This window comes from Paraburkholderia atlantica, from assembly GCF_000092885.1.
Lineage (GTDB): Bacteria > Pseudomonadota > Gammaproteobacteria > Burkholderiales > Burkholderiaceae > Paraburkholderia > Paraburkholderia atlantica.
On record NC_014117.1, the window covers coordinates 2,089,150 to 2,103,819 of the forward strand.

13 protein-coding genes are annotated in these 14,670 nt (G+C 65.6%); 3 read left to right on the forward strand and 10 right to left on the reverse strand.

All coding sequences use genetic code 11. The features are described from left to right. Positions 1-28 precede the first annotated feature (28 nt). The gene (locus BC1002_RS09310; RefSeq protein WP_013089795.1) at positions 29-904 is read right to left on the reverse strand and encodes a ferritin-like domain-containing protein; all 876 of its coding nucleotides are present in this window, start codon (positions 902-904) and stop codon (positions 29-31) included. Positions 905-1,184: 280 nt separating this feature from the next. Between BC1002_RS09310 and BC1002_RS09315 the strand changes: the two genes are divergently transcribed. The 3 genes from BC1002_RS09315 to BC1002_RS09325 all read left to right on the forward strand — a co-directional run bounded on the left by BC1002_RS09315 (position 1,185) and on the right by BC1002_RS09325 (position 3,293). Then, positions 1,185-1,709: a gamma carbonic anhydrase family protein gene (locus BC1002_RS09315; protein WP_013089796.1), complete on the forward strand. Its 525-nt coding sequence runs from the start codon at positions 1,185-1,187 to the stop codon at positions 1,707-1,709. Between the two features lie 63 nt (positions 1,710-1,772). Beyond that, a complete protein-coding gene (gene hslO, locus BC1002_RS09320; RefSeq protein ID WP_013089797.1) occupies positions 1,773-2,723 on the forward strand; it encodes an Hsp33 family molecular chaperone HslO in 951 nt (316 codons plus the stop codon). A 207-nt stretch (positions 2,724-2,930) separates the two neighbouring features. Further along, positions 2,931-3,293, forward strand: coding sequence for a hypothetical protein (locus BC1002_RS09325; RefSeq protein WP_013089798.1), 363 nt, complete (start codon positions 2,931-2,933; stop codon positions 3,291-3,293). 99 nt (positions 3,294-3,392) lie between these two features. Here the strand turns inward: BC1002_RS09325 and ftsB are convergent, their stop codons facing one another. The 9 genes from ftsB to BC1002_RS09370 all read right to left on the reverse strand — a co-directional run bounded on the left by ftsB (position 3,393) and on the right by BC1002_RS09370 (position 14,630). Beyond that, positions 3,393-3,830 carry a cell division protein FtsB gene (ftsB, locus tag BC1002_RS09330; protein ID WP_013089799.1) on the reverse strand — a complete coding sequence of 146 codons (438 nt, stop codon included), beginning with the start codon at positions 3,828-3,830 and terminating at the stop codon, positions 3,393-3,395. A gap of 113 nt (positions 3,831-3,943) precedes the next feature. Further along, the gene (eno, locus tag BC1002_RS09335; RefSeq protein WP_013089800.1) at positions 3,944-5,227 is read right to left on the reverse strand and encodes a phosphopyruvate hydratase; all 1,284 of its coding nucleotides are present in this window, start codon (positions 5,225-5,227) and stop codon (positions 3,944-3,946) included. Between the two features lie 165 nt (positions 5,228-5,392). Beyond that, positions 5,393-6,247 (reverse strand): 3-deoxy-8-phosphooctulonate synthase, encoded by an 855-nt coding sequence (gene kdsA, locus BC1002_RS09340; protein ID WP_013089801.1) that lies wholly within the window; start codon positions 6,245-6,247, stop codon positions 5,393-5,395. Continuing rightward, the gene (locus BC1002_RS09345; protein WP_013089802.1) at positions 6,244-7,905 is read right to left on the reverse strand and encodes a CTP synthase; all 1,662 of its coding nucleotides are present in this window, start codon (positions 7,903-7,905) and stop codon (positions 6,244-6,246) included. Before BC1002_RS09345 ends, kdsA begins: the two co-directional genes overlap by 4 nt. A 143-nt stretch (positions 7,906-8,048) precedes the next feature. Continuing rightward, the gene (locus BC1002_RS09350; RefSeq protein ID WP_013089803.1) at positions 8,049-8,852 is read right to left on the reverse strand and encodes an alpha/beta fold hydrolase; all 804 of its coding nucleotides are present in this window, start codon (positions 8,850-8,852) and stop codon (positions 8,049-8,051) included. 114 nt (positions 8,853-8,966) lie between these two features. Beyond that, positions 8,967-11,600 carry a DNA internalization-related competence protein ComEC/Rec2 gene (locus tag BC1002_RS09355; RefSeq protein WP_013089804.1) on the reverse strand — a complete coding sequence of 878 codons (2,634 nt, stop codon included), beginning with the start codon at positions 11,598-11,600 and terminating at the stop codon, positions 8,967-8,969. 113 nt (positions 11,601-11,713) lie between these two features. Continuing rightward, positions 11,714-12,502 carry a TatD family hydrolase gene (locus tag BC1002_RS09360; protein ID WP_013089805.1) on the reverse strand — a complete coding sequence of 263 codons (789 nt, stop codon included), beginning with the start codon at positions 12,500-12,502 and terminating at the stop codon, positions 11,714-11,716. A 126-nt stretch (positions 12,503-12,628) separates the two neighbouring features. After that, positions 12,629-13,345, reverse strand: coding sequence for a lipoprotein-releasing ABC transporter ATP-binding protein LolD (gene lolD, locus BC1002_RS09365; RefSeq protein ID WP_018435427.1), 717 nt, complete (start codon positions 13,343-13,345; stop codon positions 12,629-12,631). 31 nt (positions 13,346-13,376) lie between these two features. Beyond that, positions 13,377-14,630: a lipoprotein-releasing ABC transporter permease subunit gene (locus BC1002_RS09370; RefSeq protein ID WP_013089807.1), complete on the reverse strand. Its 1,254-nt coding sequence runs from the start codon at positions 14,628-14,630 to the stop codon at positions 13,377-13,379. Positions 14,631-14,670: the final 40 nt, after the last annotated feature.

The window sequence follows — 14,670 nt, forward strand, 5'->3', positions numbered from 1 at the left end:
GTTGGGGCGACGCCGGGTCGTCCGTAGCCTATGTGCCTTGCTGCGCATCCTCACGGGCGAGCGCGGCGAGTTCGGCATCGTCGAAACCAGCGTCGCGGCGTGCTTCGAAATTGAACGGGCCACGCAGTTTCGGCGCGTGATACTGGTCGGCCAGACGCAGATACGTCTGGTGCGGATCGAGGCCGTCCGCGTCGCACAGGTGACGAAACCAGCGGTTGCCGATCAGCACGTGGCCGATTTCATCGCGCAGGATCACGTCGAGAATCGCCGCCGACGCGTGATCGCCGGCCTGCTGCAGACGCGCGCGGATCGGCGGCGACGCGTCGAGGCCCCGCGCTTCGAGCGTACGCGGCACGAGCGCCATGCGCGCGAGTACGTCGCCGCGGGTGCGCTCGCACATGTCCCACAGGCCGCCATGCGCCGGGAAATCGCCGTACGCGTGGCCGTGTTCGGCGAGACGCGCGGCGAGCAGCGAGTAGTGATATGCCTCTTCGGCGGCGACCTTGAGCCAGTCGGTATAGAACCCGGCGGGCATGCGGGGGAAGCGCCAGACTGCGTCGAGCGCCAGATTGATCGCGTTGAACTCGATGTGCGCGAGCGCGTGGAGCAGCACCGCACGGCCCTGCGGCGACTGCATGCTGCGTCGCCCGAGTTGGCGCGGCTCGACCAGTTCCGGCCGTTCAGGACGGCCCGGCAGGCCGGCGGGCTCGGCGAGATCGAGGTCGGCGTCACAGAGCGCGCGGCCGTTGAGTACCGCAGCGTACAGTTCGCGGGCCGCCGCGGCCTTCGCGGCCGGTTCCCGCGCGCACAGCGCGGCGAGCGCGGCGCGGCGCGCACACAACGGCTCGTCGTGAGAATTCGATGCGGAAGACGCGACAGAAACGGGCGAAGCGGCGGACGTCATGACAAAGGGATAGGCGACGGAAGCGGTGAAGGCGATGGAAAGACGGCGCCGGACCCGCACGCGAGCGGCCGAGCGGCTCAAGCACACAACCGTTTACAATACCCGATTCGACCATCCGGCGCGCTTCCGGGCACGCCCGTCAGTTGGCGACGCAGGACCGCCAAACTCGCACCGCGCCGGGCGCACGCCGCCCTGCCCATGCGAGGCAATCGATCAGACACCCATCGTGCACGGGATCGGAGCAGCCCCAAGGCCTGGCTCCGACCGACAAGGAGACATTGTGACGATTTACAAGCTGGGCGAAGCCGCCCCGATCATTCATGAAAGCGTGTTCGTCGCGGATTCGGCGAACATCATCGGCAACGTGACGCTCGCGGAGAACGCAAGCGTGTGGTTCGGCGCGACGCTGCGCGGCGACAACGAGCCGATCACGATCGGCGCCGGCAGCAACGTGCAGGAAAACGCGGTGCTGCACACCGACCCCGGCTATCCGCTGACGGTCGAGTCGAACGTGACGATCGGCCATCAGGCGATGCTGCACGGCTGCACGATCAGGGAGGGCGCGTTGATCGGAATTCAGGCGGTGGTCTTGAATGGCGCGGTGATCGGCCGCAACTGTCTGGTCGGAGCGGGTGCGATCGTCACCGAGGGCAAGGTGTTTCCGGACAATACGCTGATCCTCGGCGCGCCCGCGAAGGCGGTCCGCGAATTGACGGAAGCGGATATCGCCAACCTGCAGCGCGCCGCGGCAAGCTATGCCGGGCGGCGCGAGTATTTCAAGGCGCAGCTCGTACGCATCGGCTAGACGGCCAGCGCGCGGCGCGCAAAGGCGCGGCATCACGCCGCGTCATTCCAGCGAGGAAAAGTTGTGAGCGACCAGTTGCAAAAATTCATGTTCAGCGCGGCGCCGGTGCGCGGCGAGATCGTTTCCCTGCGCAATACCTGGCAGGACGTGCTGACGCGCCGCGATTATCCGGCGCCCGTGCGAACGATTCTGGGCGAAATGATGGCCGCGTGCGCGCTGCTGTCGGCGAACCTGAAGTTCGACGGCACGCTCGTCATGCAGATTTTCGGCGATGGCCCGATCAAGATGCTGGTCGTGCAGTGCAGCTCGAACCTGACGATGCGCGCCACCGCGAAGCTGTCCGGCGAAACCGCCCATACCATCGACGACACGACCTCGCTGATCGATCTCGTGAACGCGAGCGGCCACGGCCGCTGCGTGATCACGCTCGACCCGACCGACAAGCAGCCCGGCCAGCAGCCGTACCAGAGTATCGTGCCGCTATCGGGCGCGAATGGACCGCTGAAGTCGATCGCCGAAGTGCTCGAGCACTACATGCATCACTCCGAGCAGCTCGACACGCGCATGTGGCTCGCGGCGAATACGGAGCGCGCGGTCGGCATGCTGCTGCAGAAGCTGCCGGGCGACGGCGGCATCGTCCCGCATCCGGGCGCGCTCGACGCGGATACGTGGGAGCGCGTGTGCACGCTCGGCGGTACGCTGTCACAGGACGAGTTGCTGAAGGAAGAACCGGAGACGGTGTTCCGGCGCCTGTTCTGGCAGGAAAACGTCCAGCATTTCGAGCCGGTCACCGCGCGTTTCGAATGCACTTGCTCGCGCGAAAAAGTCGGCGCGATGCTGAAGATGCTTGGCCGCGATGAAGTCGACGGCGTGATCGAGGAGCGTGGCCACGTCGAGATTCACTGCGAGTTTTGCAATCAGCGCTACGAGTTCGACCCGGTCGACGTCGCGCAACTTTTCGTCGCCGGAGGACTCTCACAAGGCGTGACGCCGGCGGCCGCGCAGCGGCACTAAAACCCACGCTTTCGCTGAAGCGGAGTGCGTGCCCACGAAGTGATCGCGCTTTTCGACGGAAGTCCTGACCGTGCCGCCCCTTGCCTCGTCACGGCTCGGGCGGCGCGTTGCATTTGAGCGCCGCGTTGATACATTGGAAGGATGCGGCGCCGCGTGTTGGAATACGCCTGCTCGAGCCTCGGACCTTGGACCGATGGAGATTCGACCATGAAGCACACGCTTTCGTTGATGCTGGCCGTCCTCGCGGGCTGCGCGGCGCTGGCAGCCTGCTCGATCGATCCGCCGGGCCCTGCGCCGATTCTGAGCCGTCTGCCGCCCGATCAGGCGGAGGCCATCAGCCATACACAGACGCTGACACCGGAGGAACGCGCGCGCTATGACGCGATCGAGCAACAGGTGATGTTCGAACAGAATCAGGCGATCGCCACGGACGCCGCCGCGCAAGCCTGGTCCCGCTATTACTCGCGCTCGCCGCCCGTGAGGTTTTCCTTGGGCTTCTCGAGCGGCGGCTGGGGACGTGGCTGGGGAACCGGGGTCGGCGTCGGGTTCGGGCCGTATTGGGGCTGGTAGCAGCGCATACGGCAGCCCACAAAACAAAAAGCGCGGTTCCAGATGAACCGCGCTTTTTTTTGCGCCCTTCGTGGCGAAGCCGATGCGAGATATCGAACCTCAGTGCGCCGGCTTCTTCTCCTTCGCAGCCGCCGCCTTCCCGCCATGCTTGCGATCCGGTTTCGCGCGCGACTCGGGATTCGGCACCACGTGCAGCGGCGCGGCCGACACCTCACCGCGCGTCGACGTATCCGCCGACGGCGTATTCGCCAACGGCAACGGCTGGTTCGGTGACACGAACTGCGCGAACACTTCGCCGTCCTTGACCATGCCCATTTCGTAGCGCGCCCGTTCTTCTACCGCGGCGGTGCCGTTCTGCAGATCCTGCACTTCACCCTGGATGCGCTCGTTGCGCAGCTTGGCATCGGCATTCTTCTGCAGTTGCTGCGCGAGTTGGCCCTGCAACTCGTGCACGCGCAACCAGCCGCCATGCCCCCACCAGAGCGGGTACTGGATCAATGCCAGCAGAACGATCAGGACAGCAGTGACAAGCCGCATGAAGTAAGCACAATAAATACGCGCCGCCCTGCGCTATACGCAGGGCGGCGAGGTCAGTCAGAAACGAAGGATAACCGGCTCATCGATCGACGTGAACAATCTGGCGACAACGCTTAGCGCAGATTGTAGAACGCCGACTTGCCCGGGTAGCTCGCGATATCGCCGAGATCTTCCTCGATACGCAGCAGCTGGTTGTACTTCGAGATGCGATCCGAACGCGACAGCGAACCGGTCTTGATCTGGCCGGCGTTCAGACCGACGGCGATGTCCGCGATCGTCGAGTCTTCGGTTTCGCCCGAGCGGTGCGAAATCACGGCCGTGTAGCCCGCGCGCTTGGCCATTTCGATCGCCGCGAAGGTTTCCGTCAGCGTGCCGATCTGGTTGATCTTGATCAGGATCGAGTTCGCGATGCCCTTCTCGATGCCTTCCTTCAGGATGCGCGTGTTCGTGACGAACAGGTCGTCGCCGACCAGCTGGACCTTGTCGCCGAGCTTGTCGGTCAGGATCTTCCAGCCTTCCCAGTCGCCTTCGTGCATGCCGTCTTCGATCGACACGATCGGGAACTTGTCCGCCAGGTTCGCGAGGTAATCCGCGAATTCCGTCGACGACAGCTGCAGGCCTTCGCCCGCGAGCTGGTACTTGCCGTCGTGGTAGAACTCGCTGGCCGCGCAGTCGAGTGCGAGCAGCACGTCTTCACCGGCGCGATAGCCCGCCTTCTCGATGGCTTGCAAAATGGTGGACAGGCATTCCTCGTTGCTGCCGAAGTTCGGCGCGAAGCCGCCTTCGTCGCCAACGGCCGTGCTCATGCCGCGATCCGACAGGATCTTCTTCAGCGCGTGGAACACTTCGGCGCCGCAGCGCAGTGCTTCGCGGAAGCTCGGCTGGCTGACCGGCACGATCATGAATTCCTGGATGTCCAGGCTGTTGTTCGCGTGCGCGCCGCCGTTGACGATGTTCATCATCGGCACCGGCAGTTGCATCGCGCCAGAGCCGCCGAAGTAGCGGTACAGCGGCAGGCCGGCTTCTTCAGCGGCGGCCTTCGCGACGGCCATCGACACGGCCAGCATCGCATTCGCGCCGAGGCGCGACTTGTTGTCGGTGCCGTCGAGCTCGAGCAGCGTCTTGTCGAGGAACGCCTGCTCGGAAGCGTCGAGACCCATGATCGCTTCGGAGATTTCCGTGTTGATGTGCTCGACGGCCTTCAGCACGCCCTTGCCGCCGTAGCGGCCGGCTTCGCCGTCGCGCAGTTCGATCGCTTCGCGCGAGCCGGTCGACGCGCCCGACGGCACGGCTGCGCGGCCCATCGTGCCCGACTCGAGCAGCACGTCGCATTCGACGGTGGGGTTGCCTCGCGAATCGAGAATCTCTCGACCGATGATGTCTACGATAGCACTCATGGTTTCCTCAAAGGATGACGTTGAATTCTTTACTGGGACCTTGCATCGCGTACCTGCCGGTCTCCCCGACAGACAACTCGCGCGCCGATACGTTCGGCGACCACTATGCGAAAACGCCGCGGGTCGATGATCGAGAGCAATCGTGACACGCGGCGCACACCTGAATCAGTTGAAGTCGCTTTCGAGGAACGGGCCGCGCTTGACGGCCTGGTCGAGCGTGACGAGCGTCTCGAGGAGGTCGGCCATGCGATTGAGCGGCACCGCGTTCGGCCCGTCCGACTTTGCTTGCGCCGGATTCGGGTGCGTTTCCATGAACAGGCCCGCGACGCCGACCGCGACCGCGGCGCGCGCGAGCACCGGCACGAATTCGCGCTGGCCGCCCGAGCTCGTGCCCTGACCGCCCGGCAACTGCACCGAGTGCGTCGCGTCGAACACGACCGGCGCGTTGGTCTCGCGCATGATCGCGAGCGAACGCATGTCCGACACGAGGTTGTTATAGCCGAACGACACGCCGCGCTCGCACGCCATGAAGCGGTCTTCCGACAGACCTGCTTCACGCGCGGCGTCACGCGCCTTGTCGATCACGTTCTTCATGTCGTGCGGCGCGAGAAACTGGCCCTTCTTGATGTTGACCGGCTTGCCCGAGCGTGCACACGCGTGGATGAAGTCCGTCTGACGGCACAGGAACGCGGGTGTTTGCAGCACGTCAACGACCGACGCGACCTGCTCGATCTCGTGCTCGGCGTGGACATCGGTCAGCACCGGCAGACCGAGCTGGCGCTTCACTTCTGACAGGATGCGCAGACCTTCGTCCATGCCCAGACCGCGGAACGACTTGCCGCTGCTGCGATTGGCCTTGTCGTACGACGATTTGTAGATGAACGGAATGTTCAGCTTCGCGCAGATTTCCTTCAGGCGGCCGGCCGTGTCGATCGTCATCTGTTCGGATTCGACGACACAGGTACCGGCGATCAGGAAAAACGGCTTGTCGAGCCCGATTTCGAAATCGCCCAGTTTCATGCTTTCTCCTCGACCCTCGACTGCTGATGCGCGAGCGCCGCTTCGACGAACGACTTGAACAGCGGATGACCGTCACGTGGCGTGGACGTGAATTCCGGGTGGAACTGCACGCCGACGAACCACGGGTGCATGCTGCGCGGCAGCTCCATCATTTCCGGCAGATCCTCGCTCGGCGTACGGGCGCTAATGATGAGGCCACCTCCTTCGAGCTGGGGCACGAAACGGTTATTCACCTCATAACGGTGACGATGACGCTCGTTCACATCCGTGCCGTAGATCTCTTCGGCGAGCGTGCCCGGCTTGATCGGGCAGCGCTGCGAGCCGAGACGCATCGTGCCGCCGAGGTCCGACTCTTCGGTGCGCTTCTCGACGCGGCCTTCGCGGTCGTACCACTCGGTGATCAGCGCGACCACGCGGTTCTTCGTTTCCTGATCGAACTCGGTGCTGTTCGCATCCTTCAGGCCGACCACATCACGCGCGAATTCGATCACGGCGAGTTGCATGCCGAGGCAGATGCCGAGATACGGCACCTTCGCTTCGCGTGCGTAGCGGATCGCGGCAATCTTGCCTTCGGTGCCGCGACGGCCGAAGCCGCCCGGCACGAGCACCGCGTCGAGATGCTTGAGGCTTTCGACGCCTTGCGTTTCGATCTCTTCGGAGTCGATGTACTCGATGTTCACGCGCGTCGACGTGTGCATCGACGCATGGCGCAGCGCTTCGATCAGCGACTTGTACGACTCGGTCAGATCGACGTACTTGCCGACCATGCCGATCGTCACTTCGTGCTTCGGATTCTGCAGCTTCTCGACGAGGTCCGACCACATGGAGAGGTCCGCCGCCTTCGGCGCGAGCTTCAACTCTTCGCAGATGATCGCGTCGAGACCCTGGTCGTGCAGCATCTGCGGAATCTTGTAGATGCTGTCCGCGTCCCACACGGAAATCACCGCGTCTTCAGGCACGTTCGAGAACAGCGAGATCTTCGCGCGCTCGTCGTCCGGAATGCGGCGGTCGGCACGGCACAGCAGCACGTGCGGCGAGATGCCGATTTCGCGCAGCTTCTGCACGCTGTGCTGGGTAGGCTTGGTTTTGAGTTCGCCGGCCGTGGCAACCCAGGGCACCAGCGTCAGGTGCACGAAGCACGCGCTGTTGCGGCCGAGGCGCAGGCTCATTTGACGCGCGGCTTCGAGGAACGGCAGCGATTCGATGTCACCCACCGTGCCACCCACTTCGACGATCGCGACATCCGGCTCGCCGCACGTCGCAGAAGCTGCGCCGCGTTCGACGAATGCCTGGATTTCGTTGGTGATGTGCGGAATGACCTGCACGGTCTTGCCGAGATAATCGCCGCGGCGTTCCTTGCGGATCACCGATTCGTAAATCTGGCCCGTGGTGAAGTTGTTGGCCTTGCGCATCTTCGTGCTGATGAAGCGCTCGTAGTGGCCGAGGTCGAGGTCGGTTTCCGCTCCGTCTTCCGTCACGAACACTTCGCCGTGTTGAAACGGGCTCATCGTGCCGGGGTCGACGTTGATGTAGGGATCGAGTTTGAGGAGGGTGACTTTAAGACCGCGCGATTCGAGGATCGCGGCGAGGGAAGCGGCGGCAATACCCTTGCCGAGGGAAGATACTACGCCGCCGGTGACGAAAACATATTTGGTCATCGCTGGATGCTCGCGGGAAAAACGGATTATACCGTAAAGGATGGTCCCGACCCAGCAAAAAACGACCGGCCCGCCGTGCGCCGATGCCGCCTCGCGGGGCAGCCGGCGCAGCAGTTTGGGGCGCGCTTCGTGAGCGCAGCGCGTCAGGCGGTTCGCTCCAGCTCGCGCAACATGCGTTGCACCGCACGCGCGGTTTCGATCGGCTTTTCCATCGGATACAGATGGCTGCCCTCGATCCACTCGACGTGCCCGCCGGTCGCGCGCCGCGTTGCGTCGAGACCGACCTGGCGGATTTCCTTCGAGCGTGTGCCGGCGATGAACCCGACCGGCACCGGCGCGCCGCGCGCGAGCCGCGCGCCGAGCGTATGCGGCAAAGTTCGGTAGATTTGGTATTCGGTGCGGCGATCGAACACGAGCACCCGGGTACCGTCGGGCGAACTCTGCGGAATGCCGAAGTCGATGTAGTCGGACAGCATGCGCTCGTCCCAGCGCGCGAACGCGGGTTTCGAATAGAAATGCCGCCATGCTTCGTCGCGGCTCGTCCATTGGGTGCGGCGCTTGCGCGTCGCGGCGGCGGGCGACAGCCGCTCGTCGAGCCCGGTCCATTGCGACACGCGCAGCATGCTGCTGCGCCAACCGGCGATGACCGGCGAGTCGAGCATCACGACGCCCCTCACCCACTGCGGCTTTTTCAGCGCCGCCATCAGCGACAGATACCCGCCGAGCGAATGCCCGACGAGCCACACCGGCTGCTCGTATGTGCGGGCGATGTCGTCGAGCAGTTGCTCGACCAGATGAGGCCAGTCCTGCGTGACCGGAAAGCGCGCATCATGACCGATCCGCTCGATCGAGCGCACCTCGTAGTCGTCGGAGAGTTCGGCGAAGATGGTCCGGTAAGTCGAGGCCGGAAAGCCGTTCGCGTGCGAGAAATGGATGATGTTTTTCAACTGCGGCAATCTCCGTTGTGTTTTTTACGCGCGGGCGGGCGCTTTTCCTGTGCCGCTTATAGCGCTGTTTGCGCCGCTTGTCTGCGCCGTTGCGCTCATTGAGGCGCGACGCGCTCAGGGCTCCATCCAGTAGCGGCGATGCATGTCACGGTAGCGCACGAGCGTGAGCACGGCGCCCTCCTCACCGCGCGCGCCCGGATCGACGTCGACCCTGACGGCGCCATCGCGATCGCTGCGCGCAAGCTCGATATGACGCGCCACATAGCGCGCGAATACGCCTGCGTTCGGATGATGAAAACGATTCTCGTAGCCTACCTGAAATAACGCGATGGACGGATCGATAGAGTCGAGGAACGGTTCGGTCGACGAGGTCTTGCTGCCATGATGCGGCACCATCAATACTTGCGCGCGCAGCATCTTGCGATCGCGTGCGAGCAGCGCACGTTCGGTCGGCGCTTCGATGTCGGCGCTCAGCAGGGCCGCGACACGCGGCGCGTTCGCACCGGCCAACGCTGCCGCTTGGCCTGCGTTGGTGGCGGACAACGTGCTGACCCTCAACACGCAGCAATGCTCGTTCGCCTTGCCGGTGAGCGCCCCGGCGTCCGGCCACAATACCGCGAACTCGACACCGTCCCACTGCCAGCGCTGCCCCGCCACGCACGGCAGCGTGCGTGTGCCATGCTGCTTTGCCTGAGGCCACAGCGAATTGTCCGGCGCGAGGCCGGCCACCAATTGACGCACCTCGATCGCATCGAGCACCGCCGGCGCGCCGCCCGCATGATCCGAATCGGCGTGACTGATCATCAACGTATCGAGCGTCGTCACGCCTTGCGCCTGCAGGAACGGCACCACCACGCGCTCGCCCGCGTGCGTCGATTCGGGGCCCGGACCCGCATCGAACAGCAACGCGTGATGGGCGGTCTGCACGAGCACCGACGAGCCCTGCCCGACATCGAGCGCAGTCAGACGGAACGCGCCCGATGGCTCGGCGAGCGCGCCGTTTGCGCTGGGCATCAGCATCGGCAGCCACGTCAGCGGCGCCGCCCAGCGCAGCGGCCAGCCGCGCGGCGCGAGACACCACAGCACACCGACCGCCGCCGCGGCGAGCGCCCACGCATGCGGCTGCGGCAACCACCACAAGGTCCAGCGCGGCCCCGACACCAGCTGCAGGCCGGCCGCGAGACCATCGAGCAGCGTGTGCGCGGCGCGCCACGCGAACGCATCGAGCGGCGCGGGCAATGCGACGCCCGCGAGCACTGCCGGCGTGACGAGCGCGCTCACCCACGGAATCGCAAACGCGTTCGCGAGCGGACCGACGAGCGGAATCTGCGCGAACCAGTTGGCGGTCAGCGGCGCAAGCGCGACAGTCACCGCGATCTGCACGTGCGCGGCGCTGCGCAAGCGTTCGGCGAGTGCGCGCAGATGCCGGATCAATACCGGACGCAGCGCCAGCCACCTGTGTTGCGCCGCGCCGCCCTCCCCGTCTTCATGCTGACGGGACGTCTGCGGACCCCGCACGCGCGGCCGTCCCGACATCGCGAACAGGATCGCGCCGACCGCGCAGAACGACAGCCAGAAACCGGCCGACACGACCGCCCACGGATCGACCAGCAGCACGAGCCCGAGCGCCCACGCGAGCACGGTCGAGCGCGCCAGCTGCCGGCCGCCGACGAACGCGAGCGCGACGAGCGCGGCCATCCACAGCGCGCGTTGCGCCGGCACGTTGAAGCCCGCGAGCGCGGCATGCAGCGCGGCGAAGATCGCACCGGCCGTCACGCCGACGAGCTGCGCGGGCAAGCGCAGCGGCCAGTTGCGGCCGAGCCAGCCCGACCGTCGCCAGATTGCTGCGGCGAGCCAGCCGGTCAGCCCCGCGACGAAGCCGATATGCAAGCCCGAAATCGCCACCAGATGACTCGTGCCGGTTTCGCGCATCAATTGCCAGTCGGCGCGGCTCAGCTGGTCCTGCGCGCCGATCGCGAGCGCGACGACGATGCCGCGATGCGGCGCATCGGCCAGCACTGTGTCGATACGCGCACGCAACGCGGCGCGCCAGCGGTCGACCAGCACGGCGAACCCGTGCGCGGGACCGGCGAGGCGCCGCGCATGATCCGGCACGCTCACGTAGCCAGTCGCGCGGACGTTGCGTGCGAGTAGACTCGCCTCGGCATCGCGCACGCCGAAATTCGCGTTGCCGTGCGGGCGCTTCAGGCGCACGGTCAGACGCCAGCGCTCGCCCGGTTCGAGCCGCGGCGTCGGGGCGTCGCGCGCGATCCAGGCGAGTTGGATCACGCGCGGGAAAGCGGCGAGCCGCGCATCGTTCGTCTCGACGTCGAACAGGAAGCGCGCGCCTTTGTCGTCGCGCGTCGGCAATCCCTTGATAGTGCCGACCACCTCGATGTCGCGCCCTTCCCACTCATGCGGCAGACTCGCCGCGAGCCGCGTTTGAGCGCGCACAGACGCATAGCCGAAACCGACGCAGATCGCCGCGCACCACACGGCGCCCCAACCCGCCACCCGTCGCATGCGGGCGTCGCGCCGTACGCGCTTGGCGAGCCGGCTCGACAAGCGCCGCTCGTATTCGAGCTGGTACGCCACGCCCGCCCCATCGCCACGCAAACCCCACACGGCAACGCCGGCGGCCGCGCAGCCGACCAGTATCAACGTCCACCATCCGCCCGCATCCGGCAACGCCGCCTGTTGCTGCAGCCAGATCACGCCCAACGCAAACCCACACCAGACCGCCCGCATCCGCCCTCCGCGTCGTTGGCGCCGAGCGTCGTCACGCGCCGGCGAACAGGCAGCAACGAGCCCGCCGGGCGTGGGCATCGCCCGGCGCGAACCCTTTCGATCAACGAAATCGATTATGCAGAGGAAAGCGCGAGTCGTGGCAGCGCGGCGAGCGCGTTAGCCGTTGTGCCAAGGGCGGCTGCGTCGGAAGTGACACCGCGCAGTTGCGCGAGGCTCGCGCCGATCGCCGGAATCTGCTCCGGCGAATTGCGCTGCCTGTACATCCACGACGGCGCGATATCGGGCGCGTCGGTCTCGACGACCAGCGCGTCGAGCGGCAGCTGTTCGGCGAGTCGGCGGATCTGCCGCGCGCGCTCGAACGTCAGGTTGCCGCCGAAGCCAAGATGCAGGCCCTGATCGATATAAGCCTGCGCCTGCTGGAAACTGCCATTGAATGCGTGCGCAATGCCGCGATGGATCTGATGCCGCCGCAATCCCGCGATCACCTGATCCTGCGATTTGCGCACATGGCAGATGACCGGAAGATCGAATTCGCGCGCGAGCTGCAGCTGGCCGTTGTAGAAAAACTGCTGGCGCGCATCGTCGAGACCGTCGACGAAAAAGTCCAGCCCGATCTCGCCGATGCCGACGAAGCGCGGATCGTCGAGACTCGCCTCGATCTCCATGCGCAGCAGGTCGAGGTCGGCATCGACGGCGCCTGGCGTGTACATCGGATGAATGCCGAGCGCGTACGCGCCGCCGTCGACGCGATGCGCGAGCTCGCGCACCGCCGCGAAGTTTTGTCGCCCGATCGCCGGAATCACGATGCGCGACACGCCCGCCTCGCGCGCGGACGCGGCGACCGCGTCACGATCGGCGTCGAACTCCGAAGCGTCGAGATGGCAGTGCGTATCGATCCACATGGGTTGTCTCACTGGCAATGTGACCGGCCCGAAGGTGGTCCGGCGGTTCGCGGCGGCGGTCAGTCATCCGCGGACCACTCGCAACGACCGTGCCGGGGTTTGGCTCAACCCGGGCTCAATCCGGGTTCAGACCGGCACGGGCGGCTCTTCGTGGAGCACGCCGTCGCGCAGCCGCATGATGCGATCGCAGCGCCCCGCCAGTTCCGGGTCGTGCGTGACGATCACGAAGCTCGTCTCGAGCGTGCGCGACAGTTCGAGCATCAGGTTGAATACCGTGTCGGCGGTGCCGCCGTCGAGGTTGCCGGTCGGCTCGTCGGCGAGCACGCAGGCGGGCTTCGTGACGAGCGCGCGCGCGATCGCGACACGCTGACGCTCGCCGCCCGACAGCTCGCCCGGCCGATGCTTCGCGCGATGCCCCATGCCGACGCGCTCCAGCACCGCCATTGCCTCGCGGCGCGCGACTTCGGTCGTCTCGCGACGAATCCGCAGCGGCATCGCGACGTTATCGAGCGCGGAAAACTCCGGCAGCAGATGGTGAAACTGATAAACGAAACCGAGCGCGCGATTGCGCAGGTCGTTGCGCTCACGCTCGGAGAGCTTCGTGAACGGCTTGCCGAGCACCGACACCTCGCCCGCGCTCGGATCGTCGAGACCGCCGAGCACGTGCAGCAGCGTGCTCTTGCCGGAACCCGACGCGCCGACGATCGCGAGCTTTTCGCCTCGCCGCACGGCGAGTTCAGCATTGTTGAGCACCTGCACGTTCAGGCCACCCTGCACGAACGATTTGGAAATGCCGGTGGCTTCGAGCACGTACGGATACGATGCGGGGTCCTGAGCGGTCATGGATGAATCGGTTGAGGGATGGACGAGGCGGTCATTCATAGCGCAGCGCCTCCGCCGGACGGACTTTCGCGCCGCGCCAGCTCGGATACAGCGTGGCGAGCGCGGACAGCACGAACGCAATGATGCCGATGCGAGCGACGTCGGCCGGAACCAGCTCGGACGGCAGCTCGCTGATGAAGTACACCGACGGCGGCAGGAACTGCACGCCGAGCAGATGCTCGATCATCGGCACCAGCCACGGAATGCTCCACGCGATCAGGCAGCCGAGCGCGACGCCGGTCGCCGTGCCGATGAAGCCGATCGTCACGCCCTGCACGACGAAGATCTTCATGATCGAGCCGGGCTGCGCGCCTAGCGTGCGCAGGATCGCGATATCGGCCTGTTTGTTGGTCACCGTCATCACCAGCGACGACACCAGATTGAACGCGGCCACCGCAATGATCAGCGTCAGGATGATGAACATCATGCGCTTCTCGATCTGCACCGCCGAGAACCAGGTCTTGTTCTGCTGGGTCCAGTCGCGAATGTACAGGTCGCCCGACAGCGTGCGCGCGAGCTGATGCGCGACTTCCGGCGCGCGCTGCATGTCGGTCAGGCGCAGCCGCACGCCGGTCGGCGCGGGCAGCCGGAACAGCGCCTGTGCGTCCTTGATGTTGATCAGCGCTAGCGTGCTGTCGTATTCGTAATGCCCCGACTCGAAGATGCCGACCACCGTGAACTGCTTCAGGCGCGGCAGCATGCCGGCCGGCGTGATCGTGCCTTCGGGCGCGACGAGCGTGATCTTGTCGTTCAGTTGCACGCCGAGATTGGCCGCGAGATCGGCGCCGAGCACGATGCCGAAATCGCCGGGCACGAGGTCGGACAGCTTGCCGCCTTTCATTTCCTTGCCGATATCGGACACTTCGGGCTCGAGCGTCGGCTCGATGCCGCGCAACGCGACCCCGCTTACCGCATCCTGGCGCGTGAGCAGCGCCTGGGCCTCGACGTAGGGCGCCGCGCCGATCACCTGCTGGTTCTGCCGCGCTTCCTTCGCGGTCAGTTGCCACTCGGGCATCGAACCGGTCGGCGAAAAGATCTCGACGTGCGCGAGCACCGACAGCATGCGGTCGCGCACCTCTTTCTGAAAGCCGTTCATCACCGACAGCACCACGATCAGCGCCGCGACGCCAAGCGCGATGCCCGACATCGACACCAGCGCGATGAACGATATGAAGCCGTTACCGGTCGTGCGTTTGCCGGCGCGTGTGTAGCGCCAGCCAATCTGCCATTCGTAGGGAAATTTCAAGCGAATCCTTTTGTGCGTTCTTCGACTGTGTGTCGGGAGC

What these genes read in the sequence shown, in the direction of transcription:
- BC1002_RS09310 (WP_013089795.1), bottom strand. Translation starts at nt 904, where the DNA reads ATGACGTCCGCCGCTTCGCCCGTTTCTGTCGCGTCTTCCGCATCGAAT.
- BC1002_RS09325 (WP_013089798.1), top strand. Translation starts at nt 2,931, where the DNA reads ATGAAGCACACGCTTTCGTTGATGCTGGCCGTCCTCGCGGGCTGCGCG.
- ftsB (WP_013089799.1), bottom strand. Translation starts at nt 3,830, where the DNA reads ATGCGGCTTGTCACTGCTGTCCTGATCGTTCTGCTGGCATTGATCCAG.
- eno (WP_013089800.1), bottom strand. Translation starts at nt 5,227, where the DNA reads ATGAGTGCTATCGTAGACATCATCGGTCGAGAGATTCTCGATTCGCGA.
- kdsA (WP_013089801.1), bottom strand. Translation starts at nt 6,247, where the DNA reads ATGAAACTGGGCGATTTCGAAATCGGGCTCGACAAGCCGTTTTTCCTG.
- BC1002_RS09345 (WP_013089802.1), bottom strand. Translation starts at nt 7,905, where the DNA reads ATGACCAAATATGTTTTCGTCACCGGCGGCGTAGTATCTTCCCTCGGC.
- BC1002_RS09355 (WP_013089804.1), bottom strand. Translation starts at nt 11,600, where the DNA reads ATGCGGGCGGTCTGGTGTGGGTTTGCGTTGGGCGTGATCTGGCTGCAG.
- BC1002_RS09360 (WP_013089805.1), bottom strand. Translation starts at nt 12,502, where the DNA reads ATGTGGATCGATACGCACTGCCATCTCGACGCTTCGGAGTTCGACGCC.
- lolD (WP_018435427.1), bottom strand. Translation starts at nt 13,345, where the DNA reads ATGACCGCTCAGGACCCCGCATCGTATCCGTACGTGCTCGAAGCCACC.